The organism is Flammeovirga sp. AWQ4_249 (assembly GCF_056161045.1).
This window is the reverse complement of record NZ_JBSWYJ010000013.1, coordinates 86,355-104,678: the sequence shown is the minus strand read 5'-3', so window position 1 is coordinate 104,678 and position 18,324 is coordinate 86,355. Positions and strand designations below refer to the sequence as shown.

The 18,324-nt window shown below is 32.1% G+C and carries 9 protein-coding genes; 6 read left to right on the top strand and 3 right to left on the bottom strand.

Annotated features, from left to right (window positions below):
- Window positions 1-85: 85 nt before the first annotated feature.
- From ACXAHM_RS12120 to ACXAHM_RS12110, 3 genes are read right to left on the bottom strand one after another with little or no spacing between them, the layout of a single operon-like run.
- Entirely contained in the window at window positions 86-2,065 is a 1,980-nt protein-coding gene (locus ACXAHM_RS12120) for a SusE domain-containing protein (RefSeq protein ID WP_474960705.1), read from the bottom strand.
- Between the two features lie 19 nt (window positions 2,066-2,084).
- Complete coding sequence (locus ACXAHM_RS12115) at window positions 2,085-3,734, bottom strand: RagB/SusD family nutrient uptake outer membrane protein (RefSeq protein WP_474960704.1); 1,650 nt, start codon at window positions 3,732-3,734, stop codon at window positions 2,085-2,087.
- A 16-nt stretch (window positions 3,735-3,750) separates the two neighbouring features.
- Window positions 3,751-6,729 carry a SusC/RagA family TonB-linked outer membrane protein gene (locus ACXAHM_RS12110; RefSeq protein ID WP_474960703.1) on the bottom strand — a complete coding sequence of 993 codons (2,979 nt, stop codon included), beginning with the start codon at window positions 6,727-6,729 and terminating at the stop codon, window positions 3,751-3,753.
- Window positions 6,730-7,362: 633 nt separating this feature from the next.
- Between ACXAHM_RS12110 and ACXAHM_RS12105 the strand changes: the two genes are divergently transcribed.
- The 6 genes from ACXAHM_RS12105 to ACXAHM_RS12080 all read left to right on the top strand — a co-directional run bounded on the left by ACXAHM_RS12105 (window position 7,363) and on the right by ACXAHM_RS12080 (window position 18,299).
- Window positions 7,363-8,391: a LacI family DNA-binding transcriptional regulator gene (locus ACXAHM_RS12105; protein ID WP_474960702.1), complete on the top strand. Its 1,029-nt coding sequence runs from the start codon at window positions 7,363-7,365 to the stop codon at window positions 8,389-8,391.
- Between the two features lie 183 nt (window positions 8,392-8,574).
- Window positions 8,575-11,811 carry a ligand-binding sensor domain-containing protein gene (locus tag ACXAHM_RS12100; RefSeq protein WP_474960701.1) on the top strand — a complete coding sequence of 1,079 codons (3,237 nt, stop codon included), beginning with the start codon at window positions 8,575-8,577 and terminating at the stop codon, window positions 11,809-11,811.
- Window positions 11,750-12,409: an ABC transporter ATP-binding protein gene (locus ACXAHM_RS12095; protein ID WP_474960744.1), complete on the top strand. Its 660-nt coding sequence runs from the start codon at window positions 11,750-11,752 to the stop codon at window positions 12,407-12,409. Before ACXAHM_RS12100 ends, ACXAHM_RS12095 begins: the two co-directional genes overlap by 62 nt.
- Before the next feature lie 21 nt (window positions 12,410-12,430).
- A complete protein-coding gene (locus ACXAHM_RS12090) occupies window positions 12,431-17,209 on the top strand; it encodes a hypothetical protein (protein WP_474960700.1) in 4,779 nt (1,592 codons plus the stop codon).
- Between the two features lie 9 nt (window positions 17,210-17,218).
- Window positions 17,219-17,578 (top strand): DUF1523 family protein, encoded by a 360-nt coding sequence (locus tag ACXAHM_RS12085; protein WP_474960699.1) that lies wholly within the window; start codon window positions 17,219-17,221, stop codon window positions 17,576-17,578.
- A 19-nt stretch (window positions 17,579-17,597) separates the two neighbouring features.
- The gene (locus ACXAHM_RS12080) at window positions 17,598-18,299 is read left to right on the top strand and encodes a YceI family protein (protein WP_474960698.1); all 702 of its coding nucleotides are present in this window, start codon (window positions 17,598-17,600) and stop codon (window positions 18,297-18,299) included.
- The last annotated feature ends 25 nt before the right edge of the window (window positions 18,300-18,324 follow it).

Sequence of the window (18,324 nt, the reverse complement as noted above, 5' to 3'; positions counted from 1 at the left end):
AACCGGTTGAATGTTATGGGTATAAAAAACAGCCTTTCTCATAATATAGAAAAAGGCTGTTTTATATGTTAATTAAAGATTTTCATTAGTTACTTGTTCTCGAATGAGTACCACTATTAGAATCTCTATCAAATGTACATGTGATTGTATAATTTCCAGGAGTATCAATAGATATTGATGCTTGGTTTCCACCACCTTCCAACACATCATCAGAATCAGCAGTTTTACCCATTTGATAATCCCATGAATCATTTGCTCTAAACTTATACTCTCCAGCTGCTAAATAGCCTGAATAAGTCCATGTTCCTGCACCTGAATCATATACCATATCAGTATCAGGATCCCAACCATTTGGTGTTGCTGATCCAATAATACCCCAATAATCATCACTTGGTAAAGTCATTTTCACGATTGAGTAAGTCAATGCATCAAAATCAGCAAGGATTTCATACCAACCATCTTCAGAAACAGGGATATTATCACCTCCTGAAACAAGCGTTCCACCTGTTCCACCATAGTTTGTATCCCACGCATAATTAGATCTGAATTTAACTTCACCTTGAACAAGTTTTACTTGAATTTTATATGAATTGCCTGAAACTACTGTCATTTCAGTATCAGCATCCCATCCTCCAGGAGTAGCTGAACCAATGATTGACCAAATTTGGAATGGAGTAACTGATAATGCTATTTCAGAAGACTCACCTGTATCACCATCACCAAAGATAGCAACTACCTTAATATTAACATCTCCTGCTGCACCTGGAGTTACACCTGAGAATAAAGCACCTTTGTTTAGGTCTGAAGTTTTGAGAACTGCTTCTAAAGTACCTCCATCAACTTGTGCTAACACATTGTCTCCTACTTGCACTCTGTAATTAATTGGTGTCTCAGTACCTCTAATCGATGCTGTCCAATTAACTGTTGTTGCTGGTGCATAGAAATCAGCCTCAGAAAGTGTAAATGCATCTCCGGCCGAAGGTGAAGTAATATCTGGAACAGTAATAGGCTCTTTTCCTAAAATTGAGTAAACTGGTTCTGCAGGATTGATCAATGTCATGATCATTTTTACAGTACCGTCTCCAGTCATACCTGTTGTACCTTGGAACTCAAGAAGGTTACCTTCACCAGCACCAAAGAAATGATCGTCATCTCCTTTAAAGAAGTAAGATTTAGCAGGGTCCATATCTACAGATGCTTCCCAACGTACTTTTGATCTTACATAACCTAAAGTAGCAACTTCATTTCCATCATTATCCACAACCATCCAATTCATTGGCGTTAATGTATAAGTCAGGCCTGTTGTACTCATTGAGATATAGTAGTCTCCAGAAGTTGGAGTTGCGATGTTACCTGCATTTGGATCAGTATCAAGACTACCTGATAAATTATCAGCAGCAGCAGTACCTAAACCATAATTTGTTCCATCCCAACCTGGACCCGTAGCAAATTTAAAGTTGTTATTAAGGTTAAGATAACCAACAAAATTATTCGATGTTGCTTCTACTTCTACGACTACAGTTTTCCCATTATCTGGATTCCAATCTTGATGATCACCCGGTACTCCTAAAGAGTTACCTGTAATAACTGGTTGGTAATAAGGAGTAACATTAAAAGTGATTTTTTCAGAAGGAGTAATAAAATCAACATCATCTGAATTTGTATCAGATAAGAATGCTGATACCCAAGTCTCCACTGGATGTTCTACTTCTGGCGTTAAACCTAAAGCAGCTAGGGCTCCATTTAATTCTTCAACTGTTGGTGAAGCTGTAGTATCACTCTGTGTCACAGTTGCAATAGTTTGTACATCTTCACCATCAACTGCTTTCACTAGTATTTGATACTTCACTTCTGTTGCAATACCGAAATCAGCTTCAGACCAATTATAAGTTGCAAACACAGTTGATGCACTATCTTCAACTAGAAGGTATTGTCCACCTTCTGATGGACCGGAAGTGATCACAGGTGATGTAAAATCATCTGAACTTCCTAAAACTGGTTCTCTTAAATCTTTACAACTAAAAGCAAAAATTAAGAGAGATAAATATATATATATATTTTTCATTGTCTTTCAATTTGATTTATTAGTAACCAGGATTTTGTTCTAAAGTAGGGTTAGCTCCTAGTTCGTCAGCAGGAATTGGGAATAAGTTTTTGTTTGAAGAAACACTTGTACCTGTTTCTGAATTACCTTTATAAGGCCATACATATTCCGAAGAAGTTAATAGACCGAAACGAATCAAGTCAGTTCTTCTATGACACTCCCAGTATAATTCCCTTGCTCTTTCGTCAATTAAATCTTCCAATGCCCAATTTGCTCCAATAGTGCCTTGAGTTGAACGTGTTCTTAATTGATTTAAGTAATCAGTTGCAATAGTTCTATCACCACTACCACCTCTAGCCACTGCTTCTGCATATATTAGCATTGCATCAGCTAGTCTAAATAATGGAAAATCTGTATCAGGGTGTGTTTTATTTGAGCCAGAAGTGTTATCCTCCATTAAATTAGAGTATTTAACTACACCTACACCACTCTTAAAATCAAAAATATCATCATTTTCAGGACGCATTAATTCTCTATTAAATAATGATCTTGAATCTGTCCCAGCAAATTTACTTGCAAATTCTTCAGTAGTTCTATGACCACCCCAAGCACCTGTAGTACCATAGTTGCCTTCAAGGTCAGCCCAGTCTGTCCATAATGAAGCTGAAAGAACAAAAGTCATAGCTCCCCAAGATTGAGTATTAGTACCATCACATGGAACTGAGAAGATAATTTCAGGAGATAAATTGTTATCTGCTCTGAAATTGTCCATGTATTCTGAGCTTAAAGTATATCCTCCATTATCTACTACTAATTTAGCATAACGAGCTGCCTCTGTATAATCGGCAGTTTGTCCTGAAGGATAACGATCAGGTAAAGAGCTAGAATTATCATAATCATACGTGTAAACATTCTTGTTTAAGAATAACTTTGATAATAACATGTACCCTGCATACTTATTAGCACGTCCGTACTCACCTGTTTCTGAAAGTTTTTCATCTCCAGAACCATCAGTAATTTCAACTAATTCATCAACGATGTATTGGAAAACCTCAGCTTTTTTCTTTTGAGCTGGATTAAAACTACCAACTGCATCTGCCTCTGTTACAAAAGGAACGTTACCAAATAAATCGATAGCATACCAATAATGTAAAGCTCTTAAGAATCTTGCTTCAGCTCTATATTCTTTGATTTCGTTTAAGAAGGCATCATCAGTAATACCTCTTGAAGATAACTTTGATGGAGTAGATTCCCTTAAGAATTCATTTGCATAAGAGACACCAATAAATATTCTACTATACAAAGCTGAAACATATCCATTTGAAGCTGCATAACTTAAAGTAGTGTAACCAAATGACAAATCATATTCATTTTGCCAACAGTTATTTGCTTCATCAGTTGGATATTCCATAGCGTAAAACAAACCTCTTAAAAATTGACCGTGCCCCTCATCAATACCTGAGATATCACCATCTCCAGATGGACCTTTTTGTCCTGACAAAGAAAGGTTTGCATATACTTTACCTAATACTTTAATATAGTTTTCTTGATCTCTATATACATTATCACTCACTTCTACACGGTCATCAATAGGTGTAGTATCTAAATCACCAACACATGATGTCATAGAAAGTGAAGCTGCCAAGACAGATCCAAAAACTACTTTATTTAATTTATATTTTAAATTCATGATTAATCTCAATTTTTTAGAATCCTAAGTTTACACCTAATAAGAATGTCGTTGGACGAGGATAAACATTGTTATCAATACCTCCATCAACTTCTGGGTCTAAGCCCTTATATTTAGTCGCAACTACAAGGTTATTTACAGTACCATAAACTCTTAAGTTTACATTACCATCAGCAACATCTTTGAAGTTGTAACCTAACATCAAGTTGTCTAATCTTAAGAATGAAGCGTTTTGTACATAGTAGTTAGAATATTTTTGAAGAGTTGTTCCTGTTTGGAAACCAGTATTAATTGCATCTCTAGTTACATTGTTCCAAGTACCATTTTGATACACTCTATCTAAAACACCATTATTTGAATCAACATTGTTGTATACATAGTTATCTAAACGGATACGGCCATTTAAACTAAAGTCCCATTGACCGTATGATAGATTTGTATTGAAGCCCATATAGATATCAGCAGCTGAATCTTTGTATCTGTATCTATCACCCTCTGTTATTTGACCATCACCATTTCTATCTACAAATACTCCTTCGATTGGCTTATCATTATCATCATAAACTTGTTCTAAAACAAAATATGAGTTAGAAGGATAACCAACACTATGAACTTGAATAGTTAAACCAGTACCACCTGCAATACCACCTGTATAAACACCGTCATAATCAGGATCATCTGATGCCTGTAGTTTTGTAATTTCATTTTGGTTATAAGTAAGGTTAAAACCAAAATTCCAGTTCAACTTAGAATTACTAATCAATTTAGCATTGATGTTAAATTCAACACCTTTGTTTTCAAGATCTCCAATATTTGCTAAAACTTGATTATTTAAGTTAGATCCAGCAGGTACAGGAGTTACGTTCAACAAGTCTGATGTTTTACGCAAGTAACCATCAATACTACCCGTAATTTTATCATCCATAAAACCAAAGTCAATACCAGCATTATAAGTAGTTGTTGTCTCCCACTTTATATTAGCATCATAACCATTAGGTCTATATGTTTGAGAATAGATTGGAGAACCATCAGGATTTGTACCAATTTGTACATATGCCGTTGAAGTACTTGAAGTATATAAAGGTAAATAAGGATAATCACCTTGACCAATATTTTGTTGACCAGTTTGACCGTAACCTAATCTTAGTTTTAAAGTACTTATATCATCAGAACTATCTAAGAAGCCTTCTTTTTTCATATTCCAAGCAAAAGCTGCTGCTGGGAATAATCCCCATCTTGTATCAGGAGAGAAACGAGACGTACCATCATTTCTAACAGTTACAGTGAATAAATATCTATCCGCAAAAGTATAATTTAAACGTCCAAAGAATGAAACTAAGTAACTTTCAGTACTGTATGGTGTAAAAGGAGTTTTTTCAATTGAACCATCTCCGTTTGTCGCATAATCACTTCCTTCTCTATAGAAATGTTGCCAAGAATAACCTAACATTACATCTAACTTAGAGTTTATAGATGGAAGATCTTTTACATATTGTAAAGTGAAATCTAATAATTCATTTCTTTTCTCTTGATCAAAAGTAGAACGGTATCCAATATCAGGATATGTTTGTTTCAAACTATCACTTTGGATATTACTTCCATCAGACCAAGAATAATCATAACCAATATTTAAATTTGCTTTTAAATCAGGTAAGAAATGTAATTTATAATCTAATTGTAAGTTACCAATTGACCTTTTGACATCAGAAGTATTATCAGTAAAGTCAAGTTTAGCAACTGGGTTTTGAGTTGCAAGTACTATTGGGTTACCTGAAGCATCTAGCCAAGTGAAATGACCATAATCCCATGGTGAACCATCTTTTACTGGTCTTGTTGGATCAAAACTAACCGACTCGCCTACAGCACCAGTATCTGCAAACTTGTTTTTGATTAGCATACCTTTCACATTCAAATTTACTGATAAATGGTCTTCAAAGAATTTTGGGTTCAATGAAACATTACCTGTATATCTTTCTAATTGAGAAGTATTCAAAATACCATTTTGGTTAGTATAACCAACTGATACTCTATATGGTAAAGTTTCAGCTGCTGTACCAGAAACACTAATATTATGATCGGTTGAAACTGATGTACTTAGCACCTCATTTTGCCAATCAGTATCTGCAGTACCAATTTGATCAGTTAATGTAGGATATAAATCTGATGCCAATTCTCTATATTCACCAGCTCCTAACACATCAATATTTCCTCTTGGAATAGAAACCGATACATTACCTGTATAATCAATTTTCACTTTTCCAGAAGCTCCTTTCTTTGTTGTAATAATAATTACACCATTTGAAGCTCTTGAACCATAAATAGCAGTTGCGGAAGCATCTTTTAATACCGTAAATGTTTCGATATCACTTGGATTAACCGAGTTTAATGGGTTTTGCATACCTGCAACACCTTCTGAGTCAATTGGCACACCATCAATAACAATCAGGGGATCATTTGATGCTGATAAAGATGAACCACCACGAATACGAATAGTTGAACCTGCTCCAGGAGCACCACCAGAAGTAGTGATATTTACACCTGCAACTTTACCATTCAATAAATCCTGAGGAGATGTAATTGCTCCTTGGTTAAAATCATTTGCATTCACAGTTTCAATTGAACCAGTAGCATCTTCTTTTTTAACACTACCATAACCAATAACGACTACTTCATCTAGTTGCTCAGCGTCAACTTCTAATGAAATATCGATAACCGATTGATTTCCAACTAAAATTTCTTGTGTTTGATAGCCAATATAGCTGACAACTAGAGTAGTCTCTCCTTCAGCTAGAGTAATTTTATATTCACCATCAAAGTTTGTAGTCCCTCCTTTTGTTGTACCTTTTACTAATACAGCTACACCAGGTAGTGGGTCACCATTTTCATCTACTACTTTACCGCTTACACTTCTCTCCTGTGCAAAAGTGACAATAGAGAATAATAAAAGCAGCACAATTGTAGCATAACGCCATGTAGAATTAATGCTCATTTTCATACTTATACAGTTAGACAAATAGACAAGTACTTTCTTACATTTAAGTGTGAGTTTGTTTTAATTGATAAAAACAAACTTATTTTTTTCATTTTCAATTTACGTCGAAGAGAGTTTTTAAAAATTAAACTCAACAATTTAATCTTAGAAAAGTACAATCGGCAAATCCACTTTTTGTTTCATTGCTACTACAAATTAATCACTTAATTAATTAAGACAAAATCATATTTTTTCACTTTTATTAATTTCGCGTACATTTCTTAGAAAAAAACATACTTTTATTTAAATAAACATAGAATTCCTTTGTTAAAATTTTATTTCGAATAATTAAAAATTTCAGTCTATTATTTTATACATTTTGATTTTTAAGAAATTTAAAGACTAATAAGTGTTGATTTTGCATTTAATATATATTAAAATATAAGTTTAAATAAGGTCAAATAAACACAACTTTTACAAGCAGAAAAAAAAATCACTTTTTTAGCAAAAAAACACAAATTATATTTTTTGTTTTTTATTCAATCGGTTGCGCAATTTTTCTCTTTTTTACACTTTATAATAGGTCGTTTCATAGTTATTCTATATATTTTCAAAAAACAGTACAATTTTGAACGAATTCAACTATAATAATTTAACATGAGAAAAGGGCAATACACGATGCAAGACATCGCTAATGAACTTGGTATTTCTAAATCTACTGTTTCAAGAGCTCTTAAAAATCATCCAGACATAAGCCAAGACACTAAAGATGCTGTAAACAAACTCGCAAAAGAAAAAGATTATCAACCAAACTCTTTGGCTTTAAGTTTACGCCATAATAAATCATTTGTACTCGGTATTATTGTTCCTGAAATTGTGCATGATTTTTTTGCTAATGTTATTTCAGGGGTTCAACAAGTGGCCTATAATGAAGGATACAATGTTATGATTTGTATTTCAAATGAATCTACTGAACAGGAAATTGTAGATACAAAAGCGATGTTTTCTAGCAGGGTGGATGGATTGTTAATTTCTAGAACGAAAGAATCAAATGATTTATCACACTTAAAGAGCATTGTAAACAAAGGAGTTCCTTTAGTTATGTTTGATAGAGTTTCTGATGAATTGGACGTAAGTAAGGTCATTACGGATGATTTCCAAGGAGCTTATATGGCAACTGAACATCTTATCAAACAAGGTTGTAAACAAATTGTGCATTTGAGTGGCCCTGATAATTTAGCTATTGGTAAAAATAGAAAAAATGGATATATCAAAGCTCTAGAAGATAATAACATCAAAGTTAATGATGAGCTTATTATATCTTGTCCTAATGGAGATTTACAGGAAGGGCAAGAAACGATGGGCAATATTATCAATAGTAAAATCCGTTTTGATGCCGTTTTTGCAAATAATGATGTGACTGCAATTGGTGCAATGAATGCTGTTAAGAAAGCTGGATTAAAAATCCCTAGTGATGTTTCTGTCATTGGTTTTGGTGATTGGAGATTATCCCAGCTTCTAGATCCTCCCTTATCTTCGATTGAACAATCAGGTGTGGATATCGGAAAGACGGCTGCCAAACTTTTATTAGAGCAAATTAAAGCAGAGGAAAAAGATATTGAATTTAAGCCAAGAACTGAAATTGTTGAAAGTCATTTAATAAAAAGAGGTTCTAGTATTCATTAATTTTCAAAATAATTAAACGAGTTGTGATAAACAGCTCGTTTTTTTGTTTTAAACCCTTTCTATATTAAAAATTAAGACCTACTTTTAATATTAACTTCAGAGGTTAAATATTTTTTGAAAAACCTAACCTCAAGATGAGTTATTTTTTATTATTTGAAGGATTTCGGATTTAGTCTTACATAAATGTTTAAAGCATTTCTACTCTCTATATTATTTTTTTTCTGTCTAGAGCTTTCTGCTCAACAATATAATATTACAAAATTCACCAATTCTAATGGTTTGGTACAAAATAATTGTGTCACATTAGAAAAAGGCAACTATGGTTCCATCATTATTGGTACGATAGAAGGAGGAATCAATATTAATAATAGCCAATCCTTTTATACTATTGATACTAAAAATGGACTTTCAAATAACTTTATTTTTGACTTTGCAAAAGAAGATAAATCAAATACCTGGGTAGCTACTGCTAATGGCATTAACTTACTTTCTGACCGCAAGGTGTATAATTATTTGGTGAACGACAGCATTCCTTTTGGCGTCAGATATATTGATTTTGAACAAAAAAATAAAACTCTTTGGGGTGTTTCTACGACTTTTAAATTATTCCAATTGAACAAAAAATTCAATAAGAAGAAAATCATAAAGCCGTTGAAAGGTAGTGTTAAATATTCTTGTGTAGCTTCTGACACATTGGGTAATACTTGGGTTGGCACCATAAAAAAAGGTATCATTATTTTAAAAGACGACTCTGTTCAAAGTCATATTCGAATTCCTGGTAATATAAAAATCATAAAGCACATCTCTGGAAACCGAGCGGCAATTGGTACTGACCAAGGTGTTTGGATATTGGATAAAAATCAAAGAAAGAAGCCACAAAAACTATTAAGCAGTAAGAAGATTCTATCCATCTTTGAATCAAAAGACGAAGAACTTTGGATAGGGACAAGAAATAGTGGTGCATTTGCTTACAATTACTACAATAAGCTAGTCCATCAGATAAATGCAAAAAATGGTCTAGATAAACACATTAATGCAATCTGTGAAGATGATGAAAATGGCATTTGGTTCGCTTCACCTAACGGTCTATTTCGTTTGAATAACTTTATCTATACTTTTTTTGGAAATGAATCTAAAATTGATGGTAAAGTATTAGCTACCTATCAGGCTAAAAATAATAGTGTTGTAATTGGTACAGAATCTTCAATTGTAATATTGAAGGAGAATGAATTTGACCAAAAAATAGATTTACCTAAACCCGTTAGACATCTTAACATCGTTGAAGATAAAGACAGTTTATTATTAATAGGAACTGACATGGGAGTGTATCATTTGATCAATAATCAATGGAAAAAATTAACAGACCCCTCTCATGAAGAATTCCTAAACAGCCCTACTTGTTTCTTCCATAAGGATGATGATTTATATGCTGTCATGATTAACCATATTTTCAAAGTCAATGAAAATGGTTTAGAATACATCAAAGATTTTTCTGATGATTTAAGAGGTTTTAGAGTCTCTAAAGTCATCTCATCTGCAAAAGACTCTTCTATTTGGTTAGGTACAAGAGGTAGAGGATTAATAAAATTAGATACTACTTTCTCAATTATTAAAACTTTCCAACCAAACAATAGATCATTGCCTTCTAATTATGTAAATGACTTAGTATTTGACAAACAAAATAATCTATGGATCGGTACTACTGGAAGTGGCCTTTGTAAATTACATTATGGAACTGACAAAGCTATTTCATTTCAAGATGAAAAATTGACTGCCACAAACATATACTCCGTTGAAGTTGATAAAAAAGGTAATATTTGGGCTGGTTCAAATAACGGTATCAATCATTTAGTAGGTTTAGAAAATGATATTGTTAGAGTAGAAAAATATGGCGAAGCTGAAGGTTTCACTTCTTTATCATACACAAAAAGCAGTGCTTCTTATCAGAAAGGTGGAAGCTTATGGTTTGGTACTGATGATGGTGCGGTAAAGATAAATCCCAAAAATAGTGTGTACTCTATGACTCCCCCAATTATCGTTTTTGAAGGATTACAGATGTTTTCAGAAGACTTTCCATGGGAAGATTACAGTGAGGGAGAAAATAAAACAACTCACTTACCAATTAACCTTGCATTACCTAGTAATAAAAATCACTTGACAATCAATTTTGTTGGAATTTCGATGAATGTCCCTTCAAAGATTAGATACAAATGGAAGTTAGAAGGGTATGATGAAAGCTATCATCCACTTACCGATAATAGTCAAGCTATTTATGCAAACCTCCCTCCTGGTGATTATACTTTTAATCTTCAAGCTGTTAATGCAAGAGGTATAGCATCTCCAATAAATGACAGTTTTTCATTTACCATTGAAAAGAAGTTTTTACAAAAAAGAAGTGTTAGAGCAATCCTTACTTTACTAGTTCTAGGTCTATTTTTATACTTCTTTTATTCTTCTTTAAGAAAGGAAAGAATTAAAAAAGAAACACTCCAACAAAGAGTCGACGAAAGAACTGAAGAGTTTCGTTTAGAACGAGAAAAAGTTCAGAAGGCAAAAGATGAAATCGAACAGAAAAGTGAGCTCTTAAAAGAAATTAATGATCGCATGCAGGATAGTATCAAATATGCGGCAAATATACAAGATGCGATTATTAGCTGTGATGGTACTTTCTTAGATCTTTTCCCCAAATCATTTAACTTAAGTGTAACAAAAAGTGAGGTAACAGGTGACTTTATTTGGATTCGCGAAAATGACAAATTTATTTACTTATTATTGATAGATTGTACTAATCATGGAGTACCGGCTGCCTTCATTTCTATTGTTGGAAATCAATTACTCGATCAACTTGTAGTCGACTTCCCTAAAATAAGAAGTGCAGAATTACTAGAAAAACTTGACCACAACCTGAAAGATGCATTAAATATTGATGAAAATAGTGAGATTAGTGATGGAATGGACGTTGCAGTTTGTAGATTTGAGAAAGGAACCAGAAATCTTAATTTCGCTGGTGCGAGAAGACCATTAATCATCATCGATAATAATGAATTAAAAACGATAAAAAGTAATTTCTGTAGTATAGGAATTGTATTTAATGATGTAAAGCCAAAATTCGATAATTTCGACTTTGAATTAAGTGAAGAAGCAAGTATTTATTTATTTTCTGATGGCTTTTCAAGTCAATTCAATGCAGAAGGAGAAAAATTTAAAAAAGTAAAGTTTAAAAAACTACTTTTTGAATTATCTTCGTTGCCGTTTGCAGAACAATGTGATGCTCTTTATGCCACTTTTAATAAATGGAAAGAAGGAGTAGAACAAGGGGATGACATGATGGTTGTTGGATTCAAATATGAAACAAATTATGCTGAAAGCAAAAGGGATCACAAAATCATACGGGAAACTGAACGTATTGAAGGGAATTGATCTAGAAATAAAAAGAAACGAAATAGTATCTATAATGGGTGCATCTGGTGCTGGAAAAAGTACTTTGTTACAAATTCTTGGAACCTTAGATACACCTAATAATGGAAGTGTGTGGATTGATGAAACAGAGGTAACTGCTTTAAATGGAGACGATTTAGCTAAATTTAGAAACCAAAAAATTGGCTTTGTTTTTCAATTTCATAATCTACTGCCAGAATTTACAGCTTTAGAAAATGTCTGTATGCCTGCATTAATTTCTGGTAAAAAAATAAGTGAAGTAGAAGAAAAAGGAAAAAAATTGATGCAACAACTCAATATTGGTGACCGCTATTCGCATAAACCTACAGAAATGTCTGGTGGTGAACAGCAACGTTGTGCTATTGCTCGTGCATTAATTAATGATCCTTTAATTGTTTTTGCTGATGAACCTAGTGGTAATCTAGATTCTAATAATGCTGAAGAACTGCATAAACTATTTATTGAACTTAGAGATAAAATGAATCAAACCTTCGTAATTGTTACTCATAATCACGAATTAGCAAAAATGGCTGATCGACAATTATGGATAAGTGATGGTACGATGGATATTGAAAATTAAAGAATTCCGTCATTTGATTGAATGAGTACTGACGATAACCCAAATAATAGTCAAGAGGAAAAAGATGGAGAAGAAAATAAAGCTCCAAAGAAGAAAAGCTTAATGCGAAAAATTTCTAATCTTTTCCTTTACTTATTCATTACATTTGTAACGCTGTTTCTTGTAGTGGTTATTGGTCTACATACTCTCTTAAAATATTACCCTGATCAAATTATTGGGGTTGGTTTAAAGGAAAGTATTGCCCGTGGCACAAAAAATAAATATGCTTTTGACTACGAAAATATTGATGTAAAACTTATTTCTGGTTGGTCAATACATGACTTTTTATCAAGCGGAAGTATTACCCTGCATAATGCAACATTTATTGCAGATAGTGCGTTCATCGCCTATAATGATAGTGTTCCTGTAGGAGAAAAGAAAAACCTTGCTGAAGTTAAAGCTAAAACCGTAAGCTTACAAAACTTCTCTATATTACGAGCTTTATTTCAAGAAGAGATATACATCGGTAATATTTTTATTGACTCTGCGAATGTTGGAATTCATAAATACAAAATAAAAGGTCAAGTCAATGAGGATCAAATCAATAAAAAATCTTTAAATGAAACTTTATCTACCCTTTTTGTCAATAATAAAGAATTTCTAAAAAGGTATAGAATTGGGAATATCAATACCGTTAATACTTCATTTAATTATTTTGATCATACTCAAAAGATAACTCAGCAAATTGCTCTAGATGAATTAACCACTTCATTTCAAGATATATATTTAGATTCTACAACCCTTGAACAACCCTTATTACCAATACATTTAGGTGAATGTTCATTTAGCTCAAATAATATTCGTCTCGAATTAAAAAACTCTCCTATTGGATTAAGTTTTAGAAAGTTGAGCTTTTCTACACATGATAGCTCTATTTTAATATTTAATACTTCTGCCTACAGAATTAATGAAAATATTGAAAATGTTACTCCTGTTAATAATGCGACTATACCTCTTTTATCATTGGAGGGTATAGATTTTAATCGCTTATTATACGATAGTAGTATTATCATCAAACGAGTATCAATTGTAAAACCAGAAGTTGAACTAGATTTAAATAAAAAGAATAAAGTGGCTAAAAAACCTAAGAAAAAGCCACAACTCCCTCCTTTTCTAAAGGAAATAAATATTAAAGAATTTAATCTTGAAAGTGCTAAAATACCTTTTGAGAGTGAAAAGTTAGGAAAAAGAAGAGTCAATGATTTAACCTTCAATTTGATAGATATTTATGTTACAAATGAAACATTAGAAAAAAAGATACCGATCGATTTTGATTACTTTGATGTAAAATTAAAGCAACAAAGGTGGAAGTTAAATAACCAACATTATATCCGAGTTGGGGGATTATATTATAATTCGAAATGGAAAAATCTTAGTATCTACCACCCTTCTTATCAGCCTACAATAGAAATTCCTGATTCTACTTCACAAATGTACGTCAAGGCAAAAGCAAAGAAGGTTTCTATCAAAAAAGTAGACTATAATTTTTTCCTAAAAAAACCACTGGATTCATTATGGGTTTATAATGATTTCATTATTGAAGAACCGAAAACTGAAATATGGCTCCCTACTCATCCAATAAAAAAAGAAAAAAAGGAGAAGAAAAAATCTAACATAACTATTGCTTTAAGAAATACTGAAATCAATAATGGTAATTTCAAATTACATTTACCTCGATCCGATGAAAAGCTTACTGTACAGGACATTGATATAAAGTTAGATTCTCTCACTCTTCCCCTAGGAAATCCTAAATATTTTGAATTAGGTCATGGCTTAGTTAACCTAAATGATATTCACGTTCCAAGAATCAAAGATTATGATATCTTACTTGAGAACATGAAATTTGACACCCATGACAGTACATTAGTATTGGATGGTATAAATATAAATACAGCTCAGAACAGCAAATCTGTTGAGGTGAATAGTTATGTAAAAAATATTGTGATCAGTGATTTAGGTTGGAGAAATTATCTGTTAACCGATTCTTTAATTGTAAGAAGGATATTTGTAGACATCCCTAGTTCTGATGTAGAAATACCTGTAAAAGAAGCTATTTCTCAAGTTCAAAAAATTCATTCTGATAGCATAAAAATAGATAAACCTAAAAAGAAACCTCCTTTTAAATATTTACTCGTACAAGATTTTCATCTAAGAAAAGGACCATTATCCATCACAAAAGAAGATATAGGCTTATTAGGTAGAAGTGAATCTATTGGAATTGATATAGAAGATTTCACATTACAAAATAATGATTTCGATTGGAAAGATATTTATTTCGTCATGGAAGATATCTATGTTCCTATTCATTCTATCAGTCATAAAGCTCTAGTAGATAAAATTAGTCTAAATGTTGAAAAACAGCGATTAGGTATTCAAAGTATATCTGTAACACCTGACGATGAAAAAGTAGAATTACCTGTCAAATCCTTAACTGGAGCAAATAATATTGACTTTTATGGTCTAGATATTCGAATGCTTAAGGACATTCATCAATTAAATATTGATAGCATAAATTTTAAAGGATTAAGAGGTGTTCTAGCAATCGATGAACAATTAAATAAAGGAGATAAAAAAGTAAAACAAAAAGTTAAATCAGACGGAAAAGAATTTTTAAAACATCTTGATATTGGTAAAATTCATTTAGGAGTAGATGACTTTGCTTTATTACATATGGATAAAGAAGGGAAAGAAAGCTACCTCACTTTTTTTGGTGGCGACTTTACAGTTGAAGATTTAGCTTCTGAACCTTCAGATGAAAAACAAATTGGTAGTATTAAACCCGAAAATGTAAATATTAGAATGAAGGGTTTACAATTTGAAAGAGATATTTCTCCTTATGTAATATCAACAAATGACTTGGTTGTTGACACCAAAGGAGACTCTATCGTACTAACAGATGCGAATATAGTTCCTAAATTAGGTTTTCAATCTGTTGGTATAATTGACTCATTATTCCTATTACAAGTAGACCAACTAAAAGTAAAAGGAGCGGGTATCAAGCCACTTATTTATGATAAGAAAATTGATATTGATACTATTTATGCGAAAAACATTAATTATATAAATCCAGCTAAAGCAAAAAAGAAAGAAAAGGTCAAGAAGGAAGGAAACTTCGCTGAAAAATCATTCCCAAAAGAACAAGTTGAAAAACTATTAGAAAAGTTTGAAAGTATTGCAGTACATTATATCCAAGTCGATAATAGTGCCGTATCATTTAGAAGTAAATACACTAAAAAGAAAAGACAAAACATCTCTCGTTTAATGCGAAGAAAGCGAACAGATACTCCATTAAGTAGTTCACAACTTTCTACAAAGGAACTCAATAAATTCAGTAAAAAGACCTACAAAATACAAAAAAGTAAACGTTTCTCTAAAGAAAGAAAAGAGGAACTTATTAATGAAATTTTAGCTGAATCTAAAGGTAATCCGATTGATACTTATACCCTATTTGCGACAGAAGATTCCTCTGAAAGTATTGAACATAAACGCTCTTTTTTAAGTGTATATAATGAAAATACAATTAAAGAAATAAACCTAACTGTCGACGGAATTTATATCAATCAAGAAACTGTCAAATCAGATACTAATTATGTCGTTCTTGGTGATATAAATCTTAATCTAGGAAAGAATATTTACAATTTAAATAATGGTATGTATGCAATTGGTTTTGATTCATTAGATTTCAATTCTAGGTATGCTGATCTACATTTAAAGTCGTTTCAATTAATTCCAAGATATTCAAAAAAGTTGTTTGGTATAGCAAATGAATTCCAAACAGATAGAATTGAAATTGATGTAAATGATGTATTACTTAGAGGTTTTCATTTTAAAAATTTCTTTTTCAATGATAAGATTCACATCAATGGTTTAGAAGTTGATCGTCTTGACCTGTCAGCATATAGAGATAAAACTGTCCCTATTGATCCTAATAAAAAGGATCCAAAAATGATTCATACTATATTAGAAAGTATCCCTTTGGCCTTACATTTAGATACGGTTACAATTACAGATAGTCATATTGATTATGAAGAATATAAAGGGAACATCCGTCCTAATAAAGATAATAAGGAACTTGAAGGTAAATCAGGACAATTTCAATTGAACGATTTTACAGGCCAAATATTTAATATCACTAATGACACTTCCAAATTAGCAAAACATCCATATATGGAAATGTATGTTCAAGGTACACTAATGGATAAAGGTGGTCATTTAAAAATGTATTTCCGCTGGCCTCCTCTCGATAGTCTAGGCACTTATTATTATGAAGGAGAAGTAGGAGAAATGGATCTTGTGAAACTAAATCCTCTTGTTGAAAGATTGGAATTGGTAAAAATAAAGGATGGCCACCTAAAAAGAATGTATTTTAAAATTCTAGCCGATGATAAAATTGCAGTAGGAAATATGCAGTTTAGATATAAAAACCTAGAGGTAGATGTACTAAAGGATAAAGCTAAGAAAACAGGAGAGTTAAAAAGAAGAGCTTTCCTTAGTTCTGTAGCAAATGTATTAATTAGAGAGGAAAATCCTCGATTCCCATCTATGAAACAAGGTCACATTTATTTTGAAAGAGATACAACGAAGTTTATCTTTAACTTTTGGGTTAAGTCTGTCCTAACAGGTATTGCTAGCACACTATCTCCATTAATGGAACCAAATATTCCTAAAAAGGATAAAGAAACTAAGATGGAAATTAGGTATATTGAAAAAAATACAAAACGTAAAAACAGATTAAAAGGTCCTTTAAGTAAGATCAATTAAATTATAAAAATGAAAAAATTTCTTTATATCGGTATAGTTGGCATATTATTTATATTTCTAATATGGCTGTTTCCGAAAGTCAATAGAAGAACTATACGAGCAACAGTCAACAAAACTGAAAGAGCAAGAACCTCAACGAAAAGTAAAGAACAAAACGTTGATAAGTATCTTATTTATACTCTAGACGCTAATGATAAACCGCATACTTTTGAAAACACAGATACTTGGATTTGGTTTAAATTCAACTCTTCTGATGTTTATGCCAAAATTCAAGATGGTCAAACATATGATTTTAGTGTAGTAGGATTTAGAATTCCATTTCTTTCTATGTACCCTAATGTAATCACTGTTGAAAAAGTAGCAAATTAAACACAACAATTTTTTTATTATGAAATTTCCAACTTTAAGTTTTATTCTATCAGCCATTCTTATGATTGGTTTTATTTCTTGTGGCCAAAAATCTGAGTCAAAAGAAGAAACACATTCACATTCTCACGATGAAGGTCATTCACACGATCACGGTCATAGTCACAAAGATGGTGATATGGCATTTGCAGATGGTGACTATAAAGTCGATGTTGAAAAAAGTTTTATCAAATGGACTGGTAAAAAAGTCACTGGTGAGCACTATGGTAAATTAAAATTATCAGAAGGAACTGTTACAATTAAAGAAGGTCAAATTGATCCTGCTAGTAATTTTACAGTAGATATGACAACTATTACTGTAGATGATATTCCAGTAGAAAAAGAAGGTAATGGCAAATTGAAAGGACACTTAGAAAGCCAAGACTTCTTCCATACTGCTGAGTTCCCTACTGTTACTTTCAAAGTAAACAAAATCACAGAAGGAACTGACGAAGGTGTTGTAAATGTTGAAGGCGACCTTACTATCAAAGGTATTACACAGACAGTTTCTTTCCCTGCACATATCATGAACCATGATGGTAAATTACATGCTATGGCTGATATTGTATTTGATCGTACTCAATATGACATCAAGTATAAATCTGGTTCTGTATTCAAAGATCTTGGTGATAAAGTTATTCACGATGAAGTTGAATTAGAATTGAACTTATATGCTTCAATGTAAGAAGATTTTTTAAATAAAATATTAA